The 20,159-nt window shown below is 62.6% G+C and carries 15 protein-coding genes; 8 read left to right on the top strand and 7 right to left on the bottom strand.

The genetic code is table 11. The features are described from left to right. Positions 1 to 686: 686 nt before the first annotated feature. Positions 687 to 1,784, top strand: a complete 1,098-nt coding sequence (locus EA187_RS18705; RefSeq protein WP_164856403.1) for a TIGR00341 family protein — start codon at positions 687 to 689, stop codon at positions 1,782 to 1,784. Positions 1,785 to 1,792: 8 nt separating this feature from the next. Here EA187_RS18705 and ppk1 read toward each other — a convergent pair whose 3' ends face one another. The 4 genes from ppk1 to EA187_RS18725 form a co-directional block, all read right to left on the bottom strand. Continuing rightward, a complete protein-coding gene (gene ppk1 / locus EA187_RS18710; RefSeq protein ID WP_127781258.1) occupies positions 1,793 to 3,871 on the bottom strand; it encodes a polyphosphate kinase 1 in 2,079 nt (692 codons plus the stop codon). Positions 3,872 to 3,970: 99 nt separating this feature from the next. Then, positions 3,971 to 4,738, bottom strand: a complete 768-nt coding sequence (locus EA187_RS18715; RefSeq protein WP_127781259.1) for a hypothetical protein — start codon at positions 4,736 to 4,738, stop codon at positions 3,971 to 3,973. Continuing rightward, positions 4,735 to 5,301, bottom strand: a complete 567-nt coding sequence (locus tag EA187_RS18720) for a peptidylprolyl isomerase (protein ID WP_127781260.1) — start codon at positions 5,299 to 5,301, stop codon at positions 4,735 to 4,737. The genes EA187_RS18715 and EA187_RS18720 overlap by 4 nt, the downstream gene beginning before the upstream one ends. An 83-nt stretch (positions 5,302 to 5,384) precedes the next feature. After that, on the bottom strand, positions 5,385 to 6,176 hold the full coding sequence (locus tag EA187_RS18725; RefSeq protein ID WP_115607909.1) for a hypothetical protein: 792 nt from the start codon (positions 6,174 to 6,176) through the stop codon (positions 5,385 to 5,387). 228 nt (positions 6,177 to 6,404) lie between these two features. Here EA187_RS18725 and EA187_RS18730 point away from each other — a divergent pair, with 228 nt between their 5' ends. The 4 genes from EA187_RS18730 to EA187_RS18745 all read left to right on the top strand — a co-directional run bounded on the left by EA187_RS18730 (position 6,405) and on the right by EA187_RS18745 (position 11,154). Beyond that, complete coding sequence (locus EA187_RS18730) at positions 6,405 to 7,430, top strand: ROK family protein (protein ID WP_164856404.1); 1,026 nt, start codon at positions 6,405 to 6,407, stop codon at positions 7,428 to 7,430. A 203-nt stretch (positions 7,431 to 7,633) separates the two neighbouring features. Then, complete coding sequence (locus EA187_RS18735; RefSeq protein WP_127781262.1) at positions 7,634 to 8,920, top strand: diaminopimelate decarboxylase; 1,287 nt, start codon at positions 7,634 to 7,636, stop codon at positions 8,918 to 8,920. Between the two features lie 37 nt (positions 8,921 to 8,957). Further along, positions 8,958 to 10,496, top strand: coding sequence for an MBL fold metallo-hydrolase (locus EA187_RS18740; RefSeq protein ID WP_127781263.1), 1,539 nt, complete (start codon positions 8,958 to 8,960; stop codon positions 10,494 to 10,496). Positions 10,497 to 10,611: 115 nt separating this feature from the next. Continuing rightward, positions 10,612 to 11,154 carry a hypothetical protein gene (locus EA187_RS18745; protein ID WP_127781264.1) on the top strand — a complete coding sequence of 181 codons (543 nt, stop codon included), beginning with the start codon at positions 10,612 to 10,614 and terminating at the stop codon, positions 11,152 to 11,154. 433 nt (positions 11,155 to 11,587) lie between these two features. Here EA187_RS18745 and EA187_RS18750 read toward each other — a convergent pair whose 3' ends face one another. Together EA187_RS18750 and EA187_RS18755 are read right to left on the bottom strand one after the other, a co-directional pair. Continuing rightward, complete coding sequence (locus EA187_RS18750; RefSeq protein ID WP_127781265.1) at positions 11,588 to 12,469, bottom strand: hypothetical protein; 882 nt, start codon at positions 12,467 to 12,469, stop codon at positions 11,588 to 11,590. 241 nt (positions 12,470 to 12,710) lie between these two features. Then, positions 12,711 to 13,070 (bottom strand): cupin domain-containing protein, encoded by a 360-nt coding sequence (locus EA187_RS18755; protein ID WP_115607900.1) that lies wholly within the window; start codon positions 13,068 to 13,070, stop codon positions 12,711 to 12,713. A 675-nt stretch (positions 13,071 to 13,745) separates the two neighbouring features. Between EA187_RS18755 and EA187_RS18760 the strand changes: the two genes are divergently transcribed. From EA187_RS18760 to EA187_RS18770, 3 genes are all read left to right on the top strand, one after another. After that, a complete protein-coding gene (locus EA187_RS18760) occupies positions 13,746 to 14,669 on the top strand; it encodes a hypothetical protein (protein ID WP_127781266.1) in 924 nt (307 codons plus the stop codon). 670 nt (positions 14,670 to 15,339) lie between these two features. After that, entirely contained in the window at positions 15,340 to 16,383 is a 1,044-nt protein-coding gene (locus EA187_RS18765; RefSeq protein WP_127781267.1) for a hypothetical protein, read from the top strand. Between the two features lie 107 nt (positions 16,384 to 16,490). Beyond that, positions 16,491 to 16,871 (top strand): hypothetical protein, encoded by a 381-nt coding sequence (locus EA187_RS18770; RefSeq protein ID WP_127781268.1) that lies wholly within the window; start codon positions 16,491 to 16,493, stop codon positions 16,869 to 16,871. A 402-nt stretch (positions 16,872 to 17,273) separates the two neighbouring features. Here EA187_RS18770 and EA187_RS18775 read toward each other — a convergent pair whose 3' ends face one another. Beyond that, positions 17,274 to 19,991: a cation-translocating P-type ATPase gene (locus EA187_RS18775; protein WP_127781269.1), complete on the bottom strand. Its 2,718-nt coding sequence runs from the start codon at positions 19,989 to 19,991 to the stop codon at positions 17,274 to 17,276. Between the last annotated feature and the right edge of the window lie 168 nt (positions 19,992 to 20,159).

The following is a 20,159-nucleotide window of genomic DNA, read 5'->3' on the forward strand; positions in this document are numbered from 1 at the left end:
CCAGGAGGTTGCATTCAGCGATTGGCTTTGAATCTCCCAATCGCTACGAAGAGAAGATGGCCCGCGCCGCGCTAGGTCAGGCGGCATGAATTAAGAGATGACTGTCCAGGAAAGCGGGGCAACTTCACACACCCGCATAAAACCTTGCGATGGTCCCTCTCTCGGACGGTCAACGTCACCCACAACTTCCCAAACGTTGAACCCAATGCGGCACGACTCACTCCCCCCACAACTCGCCCCACACCCGCATAAAACCTCGCGATGGTCCCTCTCTCGGACGGTCAACACCACCCACAACTTCCCAAACGTTGAACCCAATGCGGCACGACTCACTCCCCCCCACAACTCGCCCCACACCCGCATAAAACCTTGTGATGGTCCCTCTCTCGGACAGACACACCGGACGGCGGCCGTCCACCTCGCAAACTTCCCCACGACCTCTCAAACCTCCCCACAACGCGAACCTCCCACGCCCCACAACCACCTAACCACACAACCTCACAACCTCAACGCGAACCTCCCACGCCCCACAACCACCTAACCACACAACCTCAACGCGAACCTCCCCAACACACATGGCAACTCCCATCTTCGCGAACCTCGGTGCCTTCCCACCCCCCCTCCACCTGTGCGAACCTCCCCACTTCGATGCCCCCACACGCCCGGTCCCACCTCCCGAGTGCCAGATGGCCCTTCGACAGGTCGACATCTACCTTCCCCCCGAGCACGAGCCTCTTGGCGAGCTCAAGGACGCCCCCAGCGCCCTCTCCCGCCACGATCTGACATTCGATGACGACTCCACACTGACCTCCATCGTCCTGGAAACCGGCGACTCCGACGCGCTCCTGGAGTGGCTGCACGCGAAGGTCGGCGATATCGAAGGGCATCGCATCGTCGTGCGAGAGGTGCTGGCAACGCTGCCCCGACAGGGCGAAGAGGAAGGAGAAACGACCGTCGAAGAGCTGGGGGCGCTTCAAAACGGAGACGAAAATAACGAGGAGGAGCAAGACAAGGGGGCGGCCGCCCGCATCAGCCGCGAGGAGGTCTACCAGGACGTCACTGACGCGATCAGCGTGACCAGCGTGCACTACGCCCTGGTGGCGCTCTCCACCATCGTGGCCGCCGGCGGCATGCTGCGCGACAGCTCCGCGGTGGTGATCGGCGCGATGGTCATCGCCCCCCTGATCGGCCCCAACATCGCGCTGGCCCTCGGAGCCACCCTGGCCGACTGGAAGCTGATTCGACGCTCCGCCCTGGTCAACTTCCTGGGACTCCTCCTTGGACTCGGACTCGCCGTGCTCGGCGGCTTCTTCCTTCCGGTGGACATCACCGTCGGCGAAATCGCATCGCGCACCCGCGCCGGACTGGCTGACGTGGTGCTGGCGCTGGCCGCCGGCGCCGCGGGCGTGCTCTCGGTGACCCGCGGGGTCTCCACCGCACTGATCGGCGTGATGGTCGCGGTCGCACTTCTTCCCCCTCTGGTTACCACCGGACTTTTGCTGGGCACCGCCCACTGGAGCGGCGCCTACGGTGCGGGCATGCTTACGCTGATCAACCTGGTGGCCATCAACCTGGCGGGCATCATCACCTTCCGCATCCAGGGCATCCGCCCGATGACCTGGTATGGCGAGGAGAAGGCCCGACGCCTGAGGTTCTATGCCATCGGGCTCTGGCTGGTGCTGATGGGATTGCTGATCGTGGTGATTGTTTTTGCCCCCCCGAGCTCAATCACCGGCGACGAAGCCTCCTCCCCCTCCACGACCATCGAGACCCCGCTGGACTGAGCCCAACCTCACCCCTCGCTCAAACTCTTCAAAAGGCTCTGCTGCGAAACCACGATCTTCTCCTCCTCGCCAGCCTCCACACGCACATAGCTGCCGTCGGCCTGCAACTCCCAGGCGTTGAGGTTGTCGCGAAAATGCACGTCGAGGCCTTCCTCAATCACCCGCGCACGATGCGCCTCATCCTCAACCGGGAAAGCCACCTCGATGCGCCGAAACATGTTGCGCTGCATCCAGTCCGCGCTGGCGAGATACACCTTCGGATCGCCAGCGTTATGGAAGTAGTAGACCCGGGAATGCTCCAGAAAGCGTCCCAGGATCGAGCGCACCCGAATGTTCTCACTCACTCCCGGAACCCCCGGACGCAAACAACAGATACCGCGCACCACAAGCTCCACCCTCACCCCGGCCTGGGAGGCTTTGTACAGCTCACGAATAAGCCGGGGCTCAGTGAGCTGATTCATCTTCGCGCGAATCAACCCCTCACCACCGGCTTCGGCCTGCTTGATCTCGTTGCGAATCAGGCGCAGCAGGCGTTTATGCAGATGAAAGGGGGCCTGCACCAACTTCTTGAGCTTGAGCGCCTTACCCAGCCCGGTGAGCTGCTGAAAGACGCGATGCGCATCGGCGGTGATCGTCTCATCGGCGGTCATCAGGCCAAAGTCCGTATAAAGCCGGGCGGTGCGCGGATTGTAGTTCCCCGTCGACAAATGCACGTAGCGCCTCAATCCCCCCGCCTCTCTCCGCACCACAAGCGCCATCTTGGCGTGGGTTTTATGGCCCATCACCCCGTAGAGCACATGCGCGCCGGCGTCCTGAAGACGGTTGGCAATCGCGATGTTAAAGGCCTCGTCAAAACGCGCGCGCAGCTCCACGACGGCCGTGACCTCCTTGCCGGCGCGCGCCGCCTCGGCCAGCGCCTGAGGCAGCGGTGACTCCGGATCGGAGCGATACAGCGTCTGTTTGATCGCCAGCACGTTCGGGTCGGCCGCGGCCTGACGAATGAACTCCAGCACCGGGAAAAACGACTGATAGGGATGGTGCAAAAGCACCGTCTTCTGGCCAATCGCCTCGAAGATATCGCCCTGCCGCATCGCCGCCGGCGGAGGTGCGGGCACAAAGCCCGGATATTTCAGGTCGGCCCGCTCCAGATCGGCCGGGATCATCATCAGGCGGTTGAGGTTCACAGGCCCGTTGACCTGATAAAGATCGGCCTCCGTCAGCTCGGTCTGCTCCAGCAGAAAGCGCGCCACGTCCATCGGGCAATTATCCGCCACCTCCAGACGCACCGCCTCCCCGTAGTTGCGCGCATAGAGTTCGTCTTCGACGGCGATCATCAGATCTTCGACTTCCTCCTCATCGACGTAGAGCTCGCTGTTGCGCGTGATGCGAAACTGATAGCAGCCGGTCACGCTCATCCCGGCAAAGAGCTCATCGACATGCGCATGAATCACCGACGACAAAAACACATAGTCGTGCGCCCCACCGCTCACCTCCCGCGGCACCTGAATCAGCCGGGGAAGGCTGCGCGGCGCGGGCACCACCGCCATGCGACTCTGGCGCCCGAACGCATCTTTGCCCTCCAACGACACGACGAAATTGAGGCTTTTATTGACCACCCGTGGAAAAGGATGGCTCGGATCGATGCCCATCGGACTGAGCACCGGCAGGACCTCTTCTTGAAAATAGCGCTCCACCCAGGCCCGCTGGCGAGCACTCCAGCTGGCGCGTTTCAAAAAACGCACGCCCTCCTGCTCCAACTCCGGAATGAGCACCTCGTTGAGCAGCCGGTACTGCGCCTCCACAAAGGCCGAGCAACGCTCACAGATCTGCGCGAGCACCTGGCGGGGTCGCATCCCATCGGGGCCCACGATCTCGGTATCCACCTGAATCTCATGCTTGAGCCTGGCCACCCGAATCTCAAAAAACTCATCAAGGTTGGTGCTGGAGATGCACAAAAACTTCAGGCGCTCCAGGAGCGGCACACGCTCATCTTCGGCCAACGCAAACACGCGGGCGTTAAACGCCAGCCAGTTCAGCTCGCGGTTCAGATAAAGACTCGAGTCACGCAGGGAGGTCTGTCTGGCCATAATTCACTCCTCGATACATGAAGGCATCCCCGGTCCACACATCGCGGACCAGCTAAAACGAAGTCCCCACAAGCTGCGCGAATGTTCCAAAAAGGGAAATTAATCGAGCGACAAACGCACGCCCACGCTGAGCATCAGCTGCCAGTTGAACGCCGCCGTGTAACGCCCGGGCTGAGCAAAGCTCTGGTAGCCCTCAAAGCGCTCAAAGGTCGACTCGGCCACAAAGGGGTTCCAGGTGGCGTTGAGCTCCACCGGGATCGTCAGAGCGCCGCGATTCAGGGTATAGCCAAGCGCCATCGCTGCGCCCACATAGGATGGCGCGCGGGTCTGCATCTCGCTTTGACGGCCATCCTGATCGATGGTCGCGTTGCTGGTCACGCCGAGCACCAGCTCGGGGCCGGCCGCAAGGCTTAAGCCCCCGGCATCCCAGGCGTTGGAGAGCTCCACCATCACGGGCAGGCGCAGGCTGTGAGCGCGCAGCACCGCGTCGATGCGAGCGCCCCGCTCCACATCTTCGGCAAAGCCCTTCCCGCTCTGAAATCCGTAGAGAAGCTCAAGGCGCGCGGAGAGTTTGGCGCCGGAGCCCTTCCAGAGGGCAGCGCGCGCGGTGGGCCCCACCACAAAACCCGTGCCCCGGAACGCCGTGCCATACAGCAACGTGGGCGCGCCCACCGGATCTTCGGGGCGATAAAGCCACCCGAAGCTCGCACCGGCGCGCGCGCCCACCTCAACCTCTTCCAACCCACCGAGCTCCAGCGCCTCAGCCCCCTGCGGTATGCACAACGCCGTCAGCAGGCAGAGCACCGCAACGCCCATCAGGCTCGCGCCCCCCGGGCGCCCGTGTGCTGAAGCTCGGTAGGTCGTCATACGCGTTTAATCTCCACTTTCTGCATCACGGCGTCTTCGTGGGGACAGTCGCGACGGTCACGGGGCAGATTGCCGATCGTCTCCACCACGTCCATGCCCGCCACAACTTCACCGAAGACCGCGTGGCGGTTGTCGAGGTGAGGCGTCGGCCCCAGCGTGATGAAGAACTGGCTGCCGTTGGTGTTCGGACCGGCGTTGGCCATCGAGAGCATGCCCGCTTTGGTGTGCTTGAGCTCCGGGTGGAACTCATCGGCAAACTTGTAGCCCGGACCGCCGGTGCCCTGCCCCAGCGGATCGCCGCCCTGAATCATAAAGCCCGGGATCACGCGGTGGAAGATCACGCCATCGTAGTAGTTACCTTTGGACTCTTCAAAGGTGTTCAAATCGGTGTAGGCGCGCTGACCGGTGGCCAGGCCCACGAAGTTCGCGACGGTCTTCGGCGCGCGAGCTTCAAAGAGTTTGATATCGATCACACCGTGATTGGTATGAATGATCGCGTGCAGCTCACCTTCGCCGCCGACGTAATCAGCGGGGACTTCCGAAAAGCTCTTCAACTGACTCATAGATGCTCCTTTAAAAAGGGCGCGTTTTACGGCGCGAAAAAAACCCATCAAACGTCCTTCAAGGGGGGTGTCGCCGCAGAGAATTACAGCAGCAAATCAAACTCGTAAAGCACCCCGGTGAACACACCGACATGGCCCTGGTACTTGCCATCGTAGGTGATCTCACCGGTGGACTCATCGTAGGTGGCGCGCTCGCTCATCGCCTGATCAAAACCCAGATTATAGCCCATACGCAGCTCCACCGGGATACGTACCGGCCCCACACTGATCTCCATGCCCGCGCTCAAGGTAAGCAGGGTGTAGTTCGAGGGCGCAATCTGGTTACGATCGTTGAGCTGGTTGGCGTAGCCGCCCATCGAGCCGGCGCGCTGCTCTTCGCGGTACTCCAGCGTACTCTCGGACTGGAAGATAAACTCCGCCCCCAGCCCGAACACCGGGCTGACCACCTCCGAGGGCACGCGAAACTTCAGCATCAAAGGCACGTGGTAGGCCGTGGAGACCTGATCGCTGTGAATGCGCGCGATGGTGCGTCCGCTGAGCGCATCATTTTTATCGACATAACCGCTGGCCTGATCGACCGAATAATAAAATCCCGTCTCCAGCCCCAGCCAGCCCAGCGCGCGCAGCTCCAGGCTCAAGCCCCCCTTGGGGCCGACGCCGAAGTGCCCAAAATACTCGGGTTTGGGAAAGTAAACCTGATTTCCCTGCTCGCTGGTCAGCCGCGAATCATCCGGGATGCCCTGACCGGCCACCATCGTCACGCCGCCTTTGGCGCCGACGGCGATCTCCAGTTCGAAAGCCTCGGCGTGGGCGGGCACCGCCGCCAGCGCCAGACCCGAGAGCGCGGCCACCAGGGCCAGGGGAGCACACTTCATCATGACCTCATCCTATCCGGCCCACCCCACGCCATCATCGAGATGGGGAGAAGGCCACGATCCAATTCATCGCTTCAGCATCATGCGCCGGGGTCTGGCCTTCGGGCGAGTCGCGACAGGACGAGCATGCTCGCTCTCTTGGTCGCGCTGCTGCGCTCGGGTTGACTCCGGACGACGCGACCATACAACTTTGAACTCCTAACTCCAACATCGCTATGCGAGGTGAGCTTGGATCCCATCTTAAGTGTGGGCATCGACCTGGGCGGCACCAACGCGCGCCTGCAGGTCTTCAACGACGCCCTCCACCCCATCAGCGAGGCACACACACGCGTGCGCGAGCACTGCGAGCCCGAGGCGATCTGCCAGCAGCTCTGCAATCTTCTCAAAAGCGCCTGCCTCGACGCTCGTCTTAACGTCGGGCACCTTCAGGTCATCGGTGTCGGTCTGGCCGGGCAGCTTTCCCGGGACGGTCGCACAGTTCTCAACGCGCCGAACCTGGGCTGGCTCAACACCGCCTTCGCCCGGATCTTTGAGGAGGCCCTGGCGTCGGAGCTCGGTGTGGCGCCACCGGTGTACATCTTCAACGACCTCAACGCGCTGGTGTACGACGAGTGGCGTCTGGGAGCTGCCCGAGATGTGGGCGATGTGCTCGGCGTCTACGTGGGCACCGGCGTGGGAGGGGCAATCATCGCCGGCGGCCAGCTCATCCGCGGTCAGGGTAATAACGCCGGCGAGCTGGGTCACATGAAGGTGGTACCGGAGGGACGGCGCTGCGGCTGCGGTCAGCGCGGCTGTCTGGAAGCTTACGCCGGCGGCCGACATCTGGAAGCGAGGGTCGCCGAGACGCTCGACGCTCACCCCACCCTGCGAGACGCCCATCCGGAACTGGCCGGTGCCGTGCTCCAACTCTCGGCCATCGACCCACTCGCCGAACACCATCCCGCGCTCAGCGAGATCTGGGAGCAGACCAGCGATCTTCTCGCGTTGAGTCTGGCCAACGCCTGCACCCTGCTCAATCCGGCGGCGCTTATCTTAGGCGGCGGCGTCCTCGACCATTGCCCCAACCTGCGCAGGCGCGTTGTCGACAAGACCTTGCCCCTGGTGCTGGACGTTGCGCGCCGCGAGCTTCAGGTCTTGCAACCTCTTGGAGGCGCCGAATCCGGCCCCCGCGGAGCCGCCACACTCGCCATGCAGGAGCTCGCCGCGCCCCCCTCCTCCCCCATCCCCACCGTCCCCCCCGGTTCCCCCCGCTGACCGGGCGGTATTCGCGCCAACAAAACACCCGCGAAATCCTTGCGCAGCCTTGATTTTTTTCACGTTTTCCATTAAGGATTCGCACCCCTGTCGGCGCCGGCAACAGCGGGCCCTTCCCCCCTTCAAAACCACCCGCTTCGCGCCGATGTCTCTCCCGGACTTTGAGCCGGGTTTCCGTCAACATCCTCTGGAGATCACATGACGTGAACAGATTTCCTCAGATCCGACCGACTGCCCTCGATCCTGCCCACCAGAACTGGTGGGTCCGCGACGGCCTTCGCCCCGAAACCCACCGCCTCCAGATCGCCGGCCACGACGCCGAGCAACTCTTAAGGCACGTCGACCGGCCGCTCTTCGCCTATGACCTCGACCGGGTCGAAGCGAATTATATGAGGCTGCACGACGCCTTTGCCCGCCATGGACATCCCTTTCAGGTGTTCTTTGCGGTCAAAGCCAACCGTTTTAGACCGATCGTCGAGACTCTGCGCGCCACCGGCGTCGCCGGGATCGACGCCGCCAGCCCCCGCGAGGTCTTGTACGCGTTGGAGATGGGTTTCCCCGCTGAGAAAATCACCTTCACCAATGTGAGCGTCAGTCACCGCGATCTTGAGCAGCTCAAAGGGCTGCCGATCATGCTCAACTGCGACTCGTTGAGCGTTATCAACAAGGTCGCCGACGTTGACCCCGGCCGCGCCATCGGTCTGCGCATCAACCCGCAGGTCGGCGTGGGCATCAACGAAAACCTGACCTACGCCGGTCAGCGAGCCACCAAGTTCGGCATCTACCTCGATCGGCTGCCCGAAGCGCTGGAGCTGATTCAAAAGCGCGGCCTGCGCCTGCAGGGCCTGCATATGCACGTGGGCTGCGGCTGGACCGGCTCGGCCATCACCCAGTACTTCCAGGCCGTCGATCGCCTCACCGCAATCGCCCGCGACGTCATCGATACCCACGGCCCGCTGGAGTACCTCAACTTCGGCGGCGGACTGGGCGTGCCTCTGACCGCCGGCGATGGTTCGGTCGACGTCAACCTCTACTCCGAAGGCATCGTCGAGCGCGTGCGCCAGCTCGGGCTGGGCATCAAGGTCTGTGTGGAGCCGGGCGACTACATCGTCAAAGACTCCGGCGTGCTCCTCTCCGAGGTCGTGATGGTCGAGGAGAAGGGCGGCACCGAGTTTGTCGGTGTGAACACCGGCTTTAACGTGCACACCGGCGCCAGCCACTACGGCCTCTACCAGGAGTTCGTGCACACGACCCGCGCCGACTTCGGCCCGCAGAAGAACGTGACCATCGTGGGCAACATCAACGAGGTCATCGACGTCTTTGCCGCTGACCGCCCGATGCCCTTGATCGAAGAGGGCGACATCCTGGCGATGCTCAACGCCGGCGGCTACGGCGCTTCGATGATGATGGAGCACTGCCTGCGCGAGCCCGCCATGCAAATGGGGCTTTCGCAGAAGGGCAACCCTTTTGCGCACTCCTTCGATTCTTGAAGTGATACGCCTTGCTTGAGCGAGGCGGTCTGGAGCTATGACAGAACCTCCCCCCCCCATCCAGACCGCCTCGCTCACTCTGATCCGCTTCGATCGCGGTCGCCCCGAAGTATTCTGGGCGCGCCGCCGGGCGGATCGTTCGTTTCTTGGCGGATGTTTTGCGTTCTTTGCCGGCGGCCAGGAGCCCACCGACCGTGCTCTCCCCACAACGCTGACCTCGCGTGACCGTGGAGATGACGCGCCGGCGGCGCACGCCAGCGATCCTCACACCGGGGTAACTCGCAACGAAGACGTGCTGCGCGCCACCGCGCTCCGAGAGTGCTTTGAAGAGTGCGGCGCACTCTTCTGTGAGAGCGGCCTCATCACCTCGCCAGCCGGCTCGCCACGCAGAGCCCGAACCCTCCCCGCCCATCTCCCCTCGCCGCTTGCCACCCACCGGCTGCGCTACCATTTTAGCCGCCGTACTCCGAGTTGGATGCCCCCGGCCGATACCGCCTTCTTCACCCTGCGGCTGAGTGACGAGGAGGCCCGCGCTCTCGATAACCTCAACGCCTGGCTCGACCCCGATGAGCATGACGAAGGCGCCTGGATGCCCCCTCAGGCAGCCCTTCAAAGCTGGGAGGATGGCCAGGCGCTGGCGACGACGCCGATTATCGGTCTTCTAAACGCAGTGGCGCAGGACATCGAGCCCGCGCGAAATACCGAGGCTGCCCCGCTGCCCCTGGATCCCAACCCACAGCCGGTAGCTGAAGCCGTGGCGTACCTGGGAGGTGTGGTCGTGCTGCCCCTTCGCACCGCCACACTTCCGCCGGCCACCCACACCAACACCTACCTCCTCGGCCGCTCCTCCTTTGTGATCGTCGACCCTGGCCCCGACGACCCGGCCGATCGGGCTCTTTTGAGCGCCGAGATCGAGCGCCGCATCGCCGCCGGTGACACACCTCAAGCGGTGATCCTCACCCACCACCACCGCGACCACATCGGTGGCGCCGGCCTTATCGCCGCGCGCTTCAACCTGCCGATCTTCGCTCACCCCTTAAGCGCTCCCCTCCTCCCCCATCTCAAAACCCGTACGCTGAACCACGGAGAGACCGTTGCCCTGGGCGAGTTCGGCGAGCTTGAGGTGTTGCATACGCCCGGCCACGCTCCCGGGCATATTGCGCTCTACCATGAGCCCTCCCAAAGCATCTTCGCGGGCGATCTGGTGACCTCCCAGGGCACCATCATCATCGACCCGCCCGAAGGTCATATGGGCGACTACCTGCAGAGCCTGCACACTCTACTCGCGATGCAACCCCGCGTGCTCTGGCCCGCCCACGGTGCTCCCATAGCAGCGCCCGAGCACCTTCTTTCCCGCTATATCGACCACCGGCTGGCACGCGAAGCTGCGGTGCTCGCCGCGCTCCAGGCCCGCCCCACCCCGGCCGTCCCCGAAGACCTCATCGCCGCGGTCTACCCCGAGATTCCCCGGGCCATCTGGCCTCTGGCAGCCCGCAGCCTACTCGCCCATCTCCTTCATCTCAGCGAGCAGCGCCTCGCCACACACCACGACAACGGCTCTTTCGTCGCCACGTAGGCTCTCCATCGACGAGACCCACCGCCGAGGGCGGGTTTTGACAGCCCGGCGCCCGACATGGCATATCGTCGGGGCAACGCTTCCCAAACCCACCCTGCTCGCTATGGAGCGCATCATGACTCAGGCATCGCCTCAGATCGGCCCGCTCGGATCTACCATTGAAGTGCCCTCACTCGCGCAGCACACCCTCTCGCACCTTCTTGCGACGAGCGGCTTCGACCGCGTGCACTTCTTCATCCGCGAAGGGGTCGACGCCGGCGCCATCGACGCCCCGCCCCCCGAAGGCGACGCCCTCAAGCTCGCACTGCTCGACTACACCCACCCCCTCGACATCATCGACGACGCTGTCTTCGAGCATATCGAGGCCGCCGACGTGCAACCCGCCACCCTGCGCGATCTGCTCTGCTTTGCCATCGCCCACCCCGGCGCCCAACTCGAACACGACATCGTGGCCACAGGCACCATGCGCACCCGCCACGTCTACGGCTCCGAACGCGAAGGCGAGACCACCTGGGCCCACACTCACCGCGACCGCACCATCTGCCAGTGGATCACCGGTCTTACCCACACCGGCACTCGCCGCGAGCTCGTCCCGCTGGAGCTCTACCTCAAAGACCTGCTACGCCAGCCGGCAAAGATTCTGGTGCGTCTGGGCTGATCTTAGCGTGCGCATGACCGTCAGCGCATGACCGTCCGGGACACGGACCATCGCCAGTATTTATGCGGGTCACCCGAGCGCCCAGCGCATGACCGTCCGGGACACGGACCATCGCCAGTATTTATGCGGGTCACCTGCATATCACAGCTTCATACGAGCGCCCGAAACGTCCGGCTGTCAGACGGGCGTTTTTTTCGTCCCCCCTCTCCCTCCGAGACACGGACCACGGACCACGTCCGTCAGGACCACGTCCGTCCGAGACACGGACCACGTCCAGCGTTTACGCAGATCTTACGTATCCGTGCCCCCGCGACTTCCACATTCAAGCAGAGCCCGCCCACGCGACCTCCGGCCAGACACGAAGGTGCCGCTGCAGCCGCGCTACCAGGCTACCTAAGTCTCCCCGTCAGCATCGAGCTGGCGGGCTGTTTTCTCACCGAAAAAGCCGTCCCCCCTGACGTCGCTTCTCGATCTCCACCTCCCACTCGGCCCGCCTCTTTGCTTCTTCAGCTGCGGCCTGGGCGCGGTCGGCTTCCATCGCCATATCAATGTCCTTACTAACGCTAGCCCATTCGTGCAGCCGGAGTTCCTCGCCATGCTCGCCAACTCGCACCAGCGTGCCATCCTCAAGGCGGCGCATGCGGCCGGCGGCGATCTCCTCGCTGATATCGACTTCTTCTGCGTTTGCCAGCGCGCTCAACCACTCCGAGGTCTGCTCGCCAATCGGCGACACATGTCCTGCTATATAGTCTGGATCATCAGCCTCAAAGACCACATTCTCAAGCCCGCCATAGTGGTCCTGAAACATACTGACCTGTACCGAACTCAGGTGATAATTGAAGTGCGACATAGGCAGCGACACAGTCAAAAGTCCCACCGGAAGCCCCACCAACGCCACCGCCGCGATCGTCAACGGCCAGCGCAGCCTGTGCTTTCGCAATAGCCGGGAGACACCTCCCATCACCAGCGCCGAAGCGCCCCCCACCGTAATCACCGGAAACATCCGAATCGGGTCAACAAACCACTCAAACTGAGCCCAGGCTACCAATATCGGTGCAAGCCAGGCCGCTGCCGCTACCCCAAACCAGCGCCTTCCCGGCACTTCGAACGCCTCGAGCACCCCGGCGTCTCGTCGCCGATGAAGCACCACCGCATGAAGGATCGCCGCCTGCACGATCATCAATACGCCAAATCCACCGATCTGCATCGCCTCCATCAGCGGCTCTCCAGCCAGCACGTCGTCCAGCACTCGGTACGACCCCACCCAGACAAAGATTGCCCCGAAAATGTAAATCAACAGATAGAGCACTCCCATTCGCCATCTCCCATGACACAGTCGTGAATATTTCTTTAGCGTACTCCGCGGAGCTTAGCGTAAACCACCTCGCACCATACCCTCCCTCCAAAGGAAGTATACCACACAGCGCTTGCACAACTTGAAATCCGTCCGTCCGATAGACACACACCACATGTCGACTGCCCCGGATACGCGCCCGGTATCCCTCCGACAAACCGATGCGCTACACTGTCGATACGCCCCCCCTTTTTCATCCCCCTCACGTCGTCGCAGCTTCTTCCGAAGGCTTCATTCTGCCGTGCACCGCCAGCCAGACGCATGGCGAGTCACTGCTTGTCGCGACCACGCGATGACGCTGATGCGCAGCAATGAACACCGCACTTCCTGCCTCAAGTTTGGACTGCGTACCGTCCTCCCATTCCAGCGTGGCCTCACCACCCAGCAGGACGACCCACTCGTCGAGCTCCTGGTCGTACCACCTCCCCTCAGGCGTCTTGTGCCCATGCGAGATAATGCGCTCAATGCGCAGCCCCTTGCCAGACGCAAGCGTCTCGAAGAACTCGTCCTCCTGGGGCAATGTATCGGGAATCTCGAAGAGTCTTACAGGCTCACGCTTCATAATCTATCTCGGGTCATCGGCGCTTGTGCTTCGCTCAAAAAAGTAACAACAGGCGACACTCTTTCCGGCATTACCCCAATAATCTTACCACACTTCAACTCTGGTGATAACGAGTCAAAAACCAACAAAACACGAACCCCACGCCCCCTTAAAAAACCAAAAAAATAGCACCACACCACATACCAACAAACCACAACTATTCCATCCCTATGTCAACGCAACTATGCATACCCTTCCCAAACTTCCCTGCTCGCACCGCCAGTCCAAATCACCACTGAAAAGCCATGCGTATGGATCGTATGTCGGCAGTCTCTTGCTGACACCTCGCCATTGGGCAGGAAGCTCCTTACCACTTTCCCTACCCCCGGCAAAAATCACGATGCATATCAGCAACCGTCAACGGTTCACCCCGATCCTTCGCGCCCCGATCCGTCCGAGACACGCGCACCGACCCGTCCACCGACCCGTCCGAGACACGCGCACAGATCCGTCCGAGACACAAACAATCCCCCGCCTTTACAAGCCCGATCCGTATCCGGCCACGTTCCCCCGTCTTCCTTTTTCGCACCGCCTCTCCCCTACCCTCCAAAAAAATCCTCGTCACCACGCAAATATCCCCTCGACAACGCGATAACAGCTCCATGCAGGTCTCATTACCTTCACCCGGAGCGCCCAATGACTCGCCCTCGCCGACATCTCCCTGGCCAGGTCGTCGCCATCACCCGACGCTGCTTCGACCGCACGTTCTACCTGCGGCCCGACGACACCATGAACGCCATCGCCCTCTACGTCTTCGCCAACGCCGCTCAGACCTACGACATCGAGATTCACGCACTCCTGGTGATGTCCAACCACATTCACATGATCATCACCGACGTCAAAGGCCGCCGCAGCGAGTTTATGCGCGACGCGATGTGCCTCATCTCCAAGGCCCGAAGCCGCGATCTCGATCGCAAAGATTACCTCTGGGAAAGCGGCTCCTACCGCGAAACCGTACTCCTCGATCGCGACGCTCTCGAACGCAAACTCCTCTACACCTGGCTCAACCCGGCTGCAGCCAACCTGGTCGAGCGTGCCCATGAGTGGCCCGGCGCCAAAATTCTGCCCTGCGACTGGGGAACATCGATAAAGATACCCAAACCGGACGTCTATTTCGGCCGAAAGTCACCGGACTTCGCACAGTTCACACCCCAGCCACCTCCCGGCTTCAACGCCTCCGACCACGATGAAGTCACCACGTATTTCGAAGACCTCCTCACCGGGGCCGAAGACGAGCTCATCGCCACGCGAGCAAGAGAAAAGCGCCGGGTGCTGGGCGTCGAAAAAGTCCTGAAGACCAGGCCCTTCAGCAAGCCCAAAACGGCATCACCACGCACCCGAATTACCCCGCGTTTTGCCACCCGGAATGCCGCTCTGCTCATCGCCGCAATCGCCCGTCACCGCGCCTTCCTAACCGCCTACGACCACGAGCGACAGCGTTGGCTCAAAGGCAAAAAACGCGTCGAGTTTCCCTGCGGCACGGTCTGGCTTCGTCGACACGCCCCCGTTAAATGCCGAGATCCCGAGGGCCCCGAGCCAGGCTTAGCCTCGATGATGTAGGTGCTACATCTCCGATACCGCCACAAGCGATCACACGCCCGAAACAAAGCATGCCTCGACGCTCCCCCGAGGCGTTGCATGCACACCTCTGCCTGCCTCGCTGCCCTGCCGACACGATGCACGCGTCCAGCGCCCTCACGAGCGCCCCGCCCTCGCGAACACACCCTACATCCATCACGTTCGCGACCGCTCCCCAGCCCCCAAACTCCCCGGCTCTCGACGATACGTCCCCCATCAACGCGCTTCGCCCAACTCTACGCTTCCGGCACAAGCCCGTTCGCCCGCATAAACACACACCATCGTCCGTCCCTCGGTCGGTACAATGTCCCTCTCTCGGACGGTCGAAGAATCAGACGGTCGAAGAATCACGGACGGTCGAAGAATCACGCCCCCATCCACATCGACGACAACCCGCCATACTGGGATGGCCCGGCACGCATCGCTATAAAGCACGCGCCCTGAATCTCGGAACAGCCAGGCCAACAACATCCAATCCGACCAACAGACGAACCAAACCTGACATCCGCAGGCCTTATCCACAATTCACGATCAACCAGACCACGCGCATAGCGCCCCAGGCATCTCAGTTCCATTGACCTCGCCAACACCACCCGCCATCTTTAGCGCTCATCCATCACGCCCAGAGACGCTACCCACGAGACATACGCCGATGTTCTACGAGTCCTTCCGCTACCCCGACAACAGCACCGAAGGACTGCTTCTCACGATTCCGACATCGGAGATGCGCGGCAAAGCACCGCTGCGCCTGGAGTTCGCCACGAACTCCCTCACGTCAAAACGCACCAGGTTTGGTTTACGTCTCGTTCATCATGACCGCCCGCTGATGTGGTGCACCCTCGATCCCCGATGGGAAAAGAGCCTGATACTACGCGCCGCCCCGGGCGATATCTCGATCATCGAGCCTATTCGCGCCGCCGAAATCCGCGCTGTTGAACGTGCTGGAGCAGCGGAACACCCCGATTCAGCCTGGCCAAAGTACTTCATTCGCGCCCTTCAAAAATCTCCCGCCTCGCCACTTCATCCCGGCACATGGTGGGTTCGCACACTCTCTGGCACCAACATGCCCGCCGAGCTTCGGCTCTCTTCGCACGGAATGTTCGGCACCATTGAGCTTCCTCGTTTCTCGCTCAACGAGCCCGGCTTCACCTACAACGAAGCCTGGGAAGCTCAACCGGTTCGCACATCCGTCATCGGTCTTCGCACACTCAAAAATCCCGACGACAGCCGCGTCAAGATGTGGCGAAAACGAGCGCGACAAGGCTCATTACCCCCGCTGCTCCTTCTCTACGTCTCCTCGCTCGGCGCCTACATACTCCTCGACGGCCACGACCGCCTGCACGCCGCCCTGCTCGAAGGTCACCTCCCCTCCTCGGTCGCCCTTTTTCACCTTCGCTATCAATCGTGGCCGCCAAATCTGGCAGCTCAACGCGGCCTGGCCCAGCAATACCAGTCAATCCTCAACGGCGATCCCCAAAAGCTCCCCGGCTTCAACCGTGCGCTCATCCAGGCCTCCCGATCTGGCAGCTGGTACCCGAAGTCACGCGCCTGGCCTGTGCCGGGCGGGTTTAAAGCCTGGGGCGCCGACGTGACCGCTCGACTCGCTCAAGTGACGAGCGCGCAGGGCCAGCGTGTCTGTCGCCAGATGTTCGTAGCTCAGGGCTCCGACCGAGAGACAGACGAAATCCAGCACTGACGCGGGGAATCGCCCCAAACCCATAGCTCCGACCGAGAGACAGACGAAGTCCAGCACTGACGCGGAGAACCTTCCAAAGCCCAACCCAGAACTCATCCAGAAATCAAATGCGAACGAACTACGCACACTATGAAGTTACCGCCAGGGTCGCGGCACGACTCGGACTTCCGTGGCATATAAACATGCAGGATTGGAACATCGAGGTCGCTGACCCAACGCGCATCGACGACTTCCTCAGTGCGTTAGCGGCCGCCAGCGAACGGGAGGAGAGAATCTGCCTGCTCGATCTGGTCCTTGCTTCGCTCGACGAGTGGTTTGAAGCTCGCGAACCACTCGAAACCATACACCTCGACGACATGGCTCAACGGGTATCGTCATTGGCCGGTCCTACACTACGAGACTTTCCAGATGTGGCGGAATACTGGGTAGAAAATGACAATCCGGTCGCACAACTCCTTCGCCGGCTCTTCGCGGACCCCGAATTTTGATGTTGAGTAGCTGCCAGCTACCAGAACTCCGACCTCGCCACGTCGACCGTCCCTCGGCCGATATGATGTCCGCCCCTCGGTCGGTTTACACAGGGGACGATGTCCGTCCCTCGGTCGGTTTATACACACCCTACATCCATCACGTTCGCGACCGCTCGCCAGCCCCCAAACTCCCCGGCTCTCGACGATCCGTCCCCCATCAACGCGCTGCGCCCAACTCTACGCTTCCGGCACAAGCCCGTTCGCCCGCATAAACACACGCCATTGTCCGTCCCTCGGTCGGTACAATGTCCGTCCCTCGGTCGGTACAATGTCCGGTCGGTACAATGTCCGTCCCTCGGTCGGTACAATGGGTCGGTACAATGTCCGTCCCTCGGTCGGTCGAAGAGGTCGGTCGAAGAGTCACGCCCTCCTCAGCCCCAACACCACACGCTGTCCCGCCTGAATCACCACCAGCGGCACCACCCCCAACCCCACCGCCAACGCCCACCCCTCCACCCCGGGACGCACCGTCTCCAACAGCCCCCTCAGCCACGGCACATACACCGTCATCGCCAGCAACACCGCACACCACACGATCGCCCCCCATACCCATCCATTCCGCATCACCGGACTCACCCACGCATCGCTATCCCCCCCCCGCGGCGACACATCTCGCATATTCAGAGCGTGAAACGCCTTCCCAAACCCCAGCGTCAAAAACGACACCGTCACCGCACGCTCCAACGCAAACCCCAGCACCTGCAACGAGACGGCCAGCGACACCAACACCGCCGCCGAAATCACCACCCCATACACGCCGATCGCTCCCCAGTGATGCCCCGTCAGTATCGACTCCTTCGGCGAACGCGGCGGTCGACGCATCAACTCCGACGCTCCCCCCGTCGCCACAAGCGCCAACGACGGAAACACGTCCGTCACCACATTCAGATACAGAATCTGCATCGCCGTCACCGGCAGCGGTGCCCCTGCCAGCGACGCCGCCACAATCACCACAATCGATGCCCAGTTGATCGACAATAGAAACACCACAAAGCGGCGAATGTTCGTAAAGATCACTCGCCCCTCCTCAATGCCGTAGACAATCGTATTGAAGCGATCATCTCGCAGCACAAGATCCGCCGTCTCCCGCGCCGCCTGGGTGCCTCGCTGTCCCATCGCCACCCCGATGTCCGCACGCGCCAGCGCCGGCGAATCATTGACCCCATCCCCCGTCATCGCCACCACCTCGCCGGCCTCCTGATGCAACGCGATAATATTGAGCTTCTGCTCCGGACTTACCCGCGCAAACATCGATGCCGCACGCACCCGCCCCCTCTCCTCCCGGGAAAGCTCCTCGGGTGCCCGTAACTCCTTGCCAACGATCACCTCCGCCTCATCCGACGCCACAAGCCCTATCTGCAACGCGATGCTGCGCGCCGTCGCCGCCTGGTCCCCCGTGATCATCACCACCCGCACGCCGGCCTGCGCACACTCCCGAATCGCCTCGCGAACCTCCTCCCTCGGCGGATCATAAAACCCAACGAGCCCCACAAAGGTCAGCTCCTCATAAGGTGCCGCCTGCGCATCCTCCACCTCCCGCGACGCCAGCGCCAGCACCCGCAACCCGCGACGCGCCATCGCCTCGTTTTCCCGGTGCCAGCGCCCCCGTTCCTCCTCATCAAACGCCTGTTCCTTTCCCTGGCACCGCCACCGTGTCGACGCCCCAAGCACCTCTTCCGGTGCCCCCTTCACGGCCACCCTCACCCGCCCCTCTTCCAGGCGGTGGTAGGTCGCCATCATCTTCACCTCCGAGTCGAACGCCTCCTCCCGCACCTCGGGCATCCGCTCCAACTCCCCATCCACGTCCACCCCCTGCTGCCGCGCCAGCCTCAACAGCGCAACCTCCATCGGGTCCCCCATCGCCTGCCCATCACGCCCGATCGAGGCGTTCGTACACAGCACCCCCACCTCCAGCGCCTCTCCCACCTCACGCTCTGCTCCCGAATCTCCCCCTCCCACCAACCTCCCAACCTCCCCGCCTCCCTCCACCATCACCTCACCCGATGGCAGCACCAGACACCGCACCACCATCCGATTCTCCGTCAACGTCCCCGTCTTATCTGTACAGATCAACGTCGTTGCCCCCAACGTCTCCACACTTGCCAGCCGTCGCATCAACGCATTCTTCTCCGCCATCCGCAGCATCCCCCGCGCCAGCGTCAACGTCGCCACCACAGGCAGCCCCTCCGGCACCGTCGCCACTGCCAGCGCGATCGCCGTCATCCCCACCTCCTCCAGCGTCTTTCCCGCCGCCACCCCGGCCGGCACCACAAGCGCTGACAACCCCAGAGTCACCCAGATCAACCGACTCGCAAGCCTGTTGAGCCGATGCTCCAGCGGCGTCTCCCCCTCCTCCTCCCCCTCCACCAACGCCGAGATTCCCCCCAGCTCCGTGGCCATTCCCGTGGCCACCACCACCCCTCGCCCCGTCCCCCGCGTCAGCGTCGTCCCCTTAAAAAGCATGTTGCTGCGCTCCGCCAACTCCGTACTCGCCGCCAACGCCTCAACCCCCTTCTCCACCGGCAGCGACTCCCCGGTCAGCGCCGCCTCATCCACCTGCACACGGTTCGCCTCCACCAGCCGAACATCGACCGTGATCACATCCCCCTCATCCAACAGCACCACATCCCCCGGCACCACCTCATGCGCACCAACCCGCAACGGGCGTCCCTCCCGAACCACCGTCGACCATGCCTCCTCCAGTTGCCGCAACGCCTGCATCGAACGCCGCGCCCTCAAGTCCATCGCCAACCCCAACACCCCGTTGATCAGCACCACAATCGCCACCGCAACGCCTTCAACCCAGAACCCCAACGCCATCGAGACCACCGCCGTCACGATCAAAAAAATGATCACCAGGTCATCGACCTGATCCACCACGATGCTCCAGATCGACCGCCCCTTGATCTCCCGAAGCTGATTCGGCCCGTACCTCTCCAGCCGCCCCGCAGCCTCCTCCCCGCTCAACCCCAGCGTCGGATCAACCTCCAGCGCCCGGGCAACCTCATCGGCTTCTCGGCTCCACACCCGCGACAGCACCACTCCCGCTTCCGCAGCATTCGTCCCTCCCGATGCCATCTCCCTTCCCTGCACGCGCCCCATACGCCTCCCGGCAGCTATCCTCTCCCAAAACTCGACGCATCGCCCCCAACCCTAAGCAACGCACTCCTCTCGAGAAGCCTCTTCCCCCCGTCGCACCTCAGCCTCCCCCAATCTCGAATCCTCCCCGGCACAATTCTCAACACC

The organism is Lujinxingia sediminis, assembly GCF_004005565.1.
In the GTDB taxonomy this organism is placed as follows: Bacteria; Myxococcota_A; Bradymonadia; order Bradymonadales; family Bradymonadaceae; genus Lujinxingia; species Lujinxingia sediminis.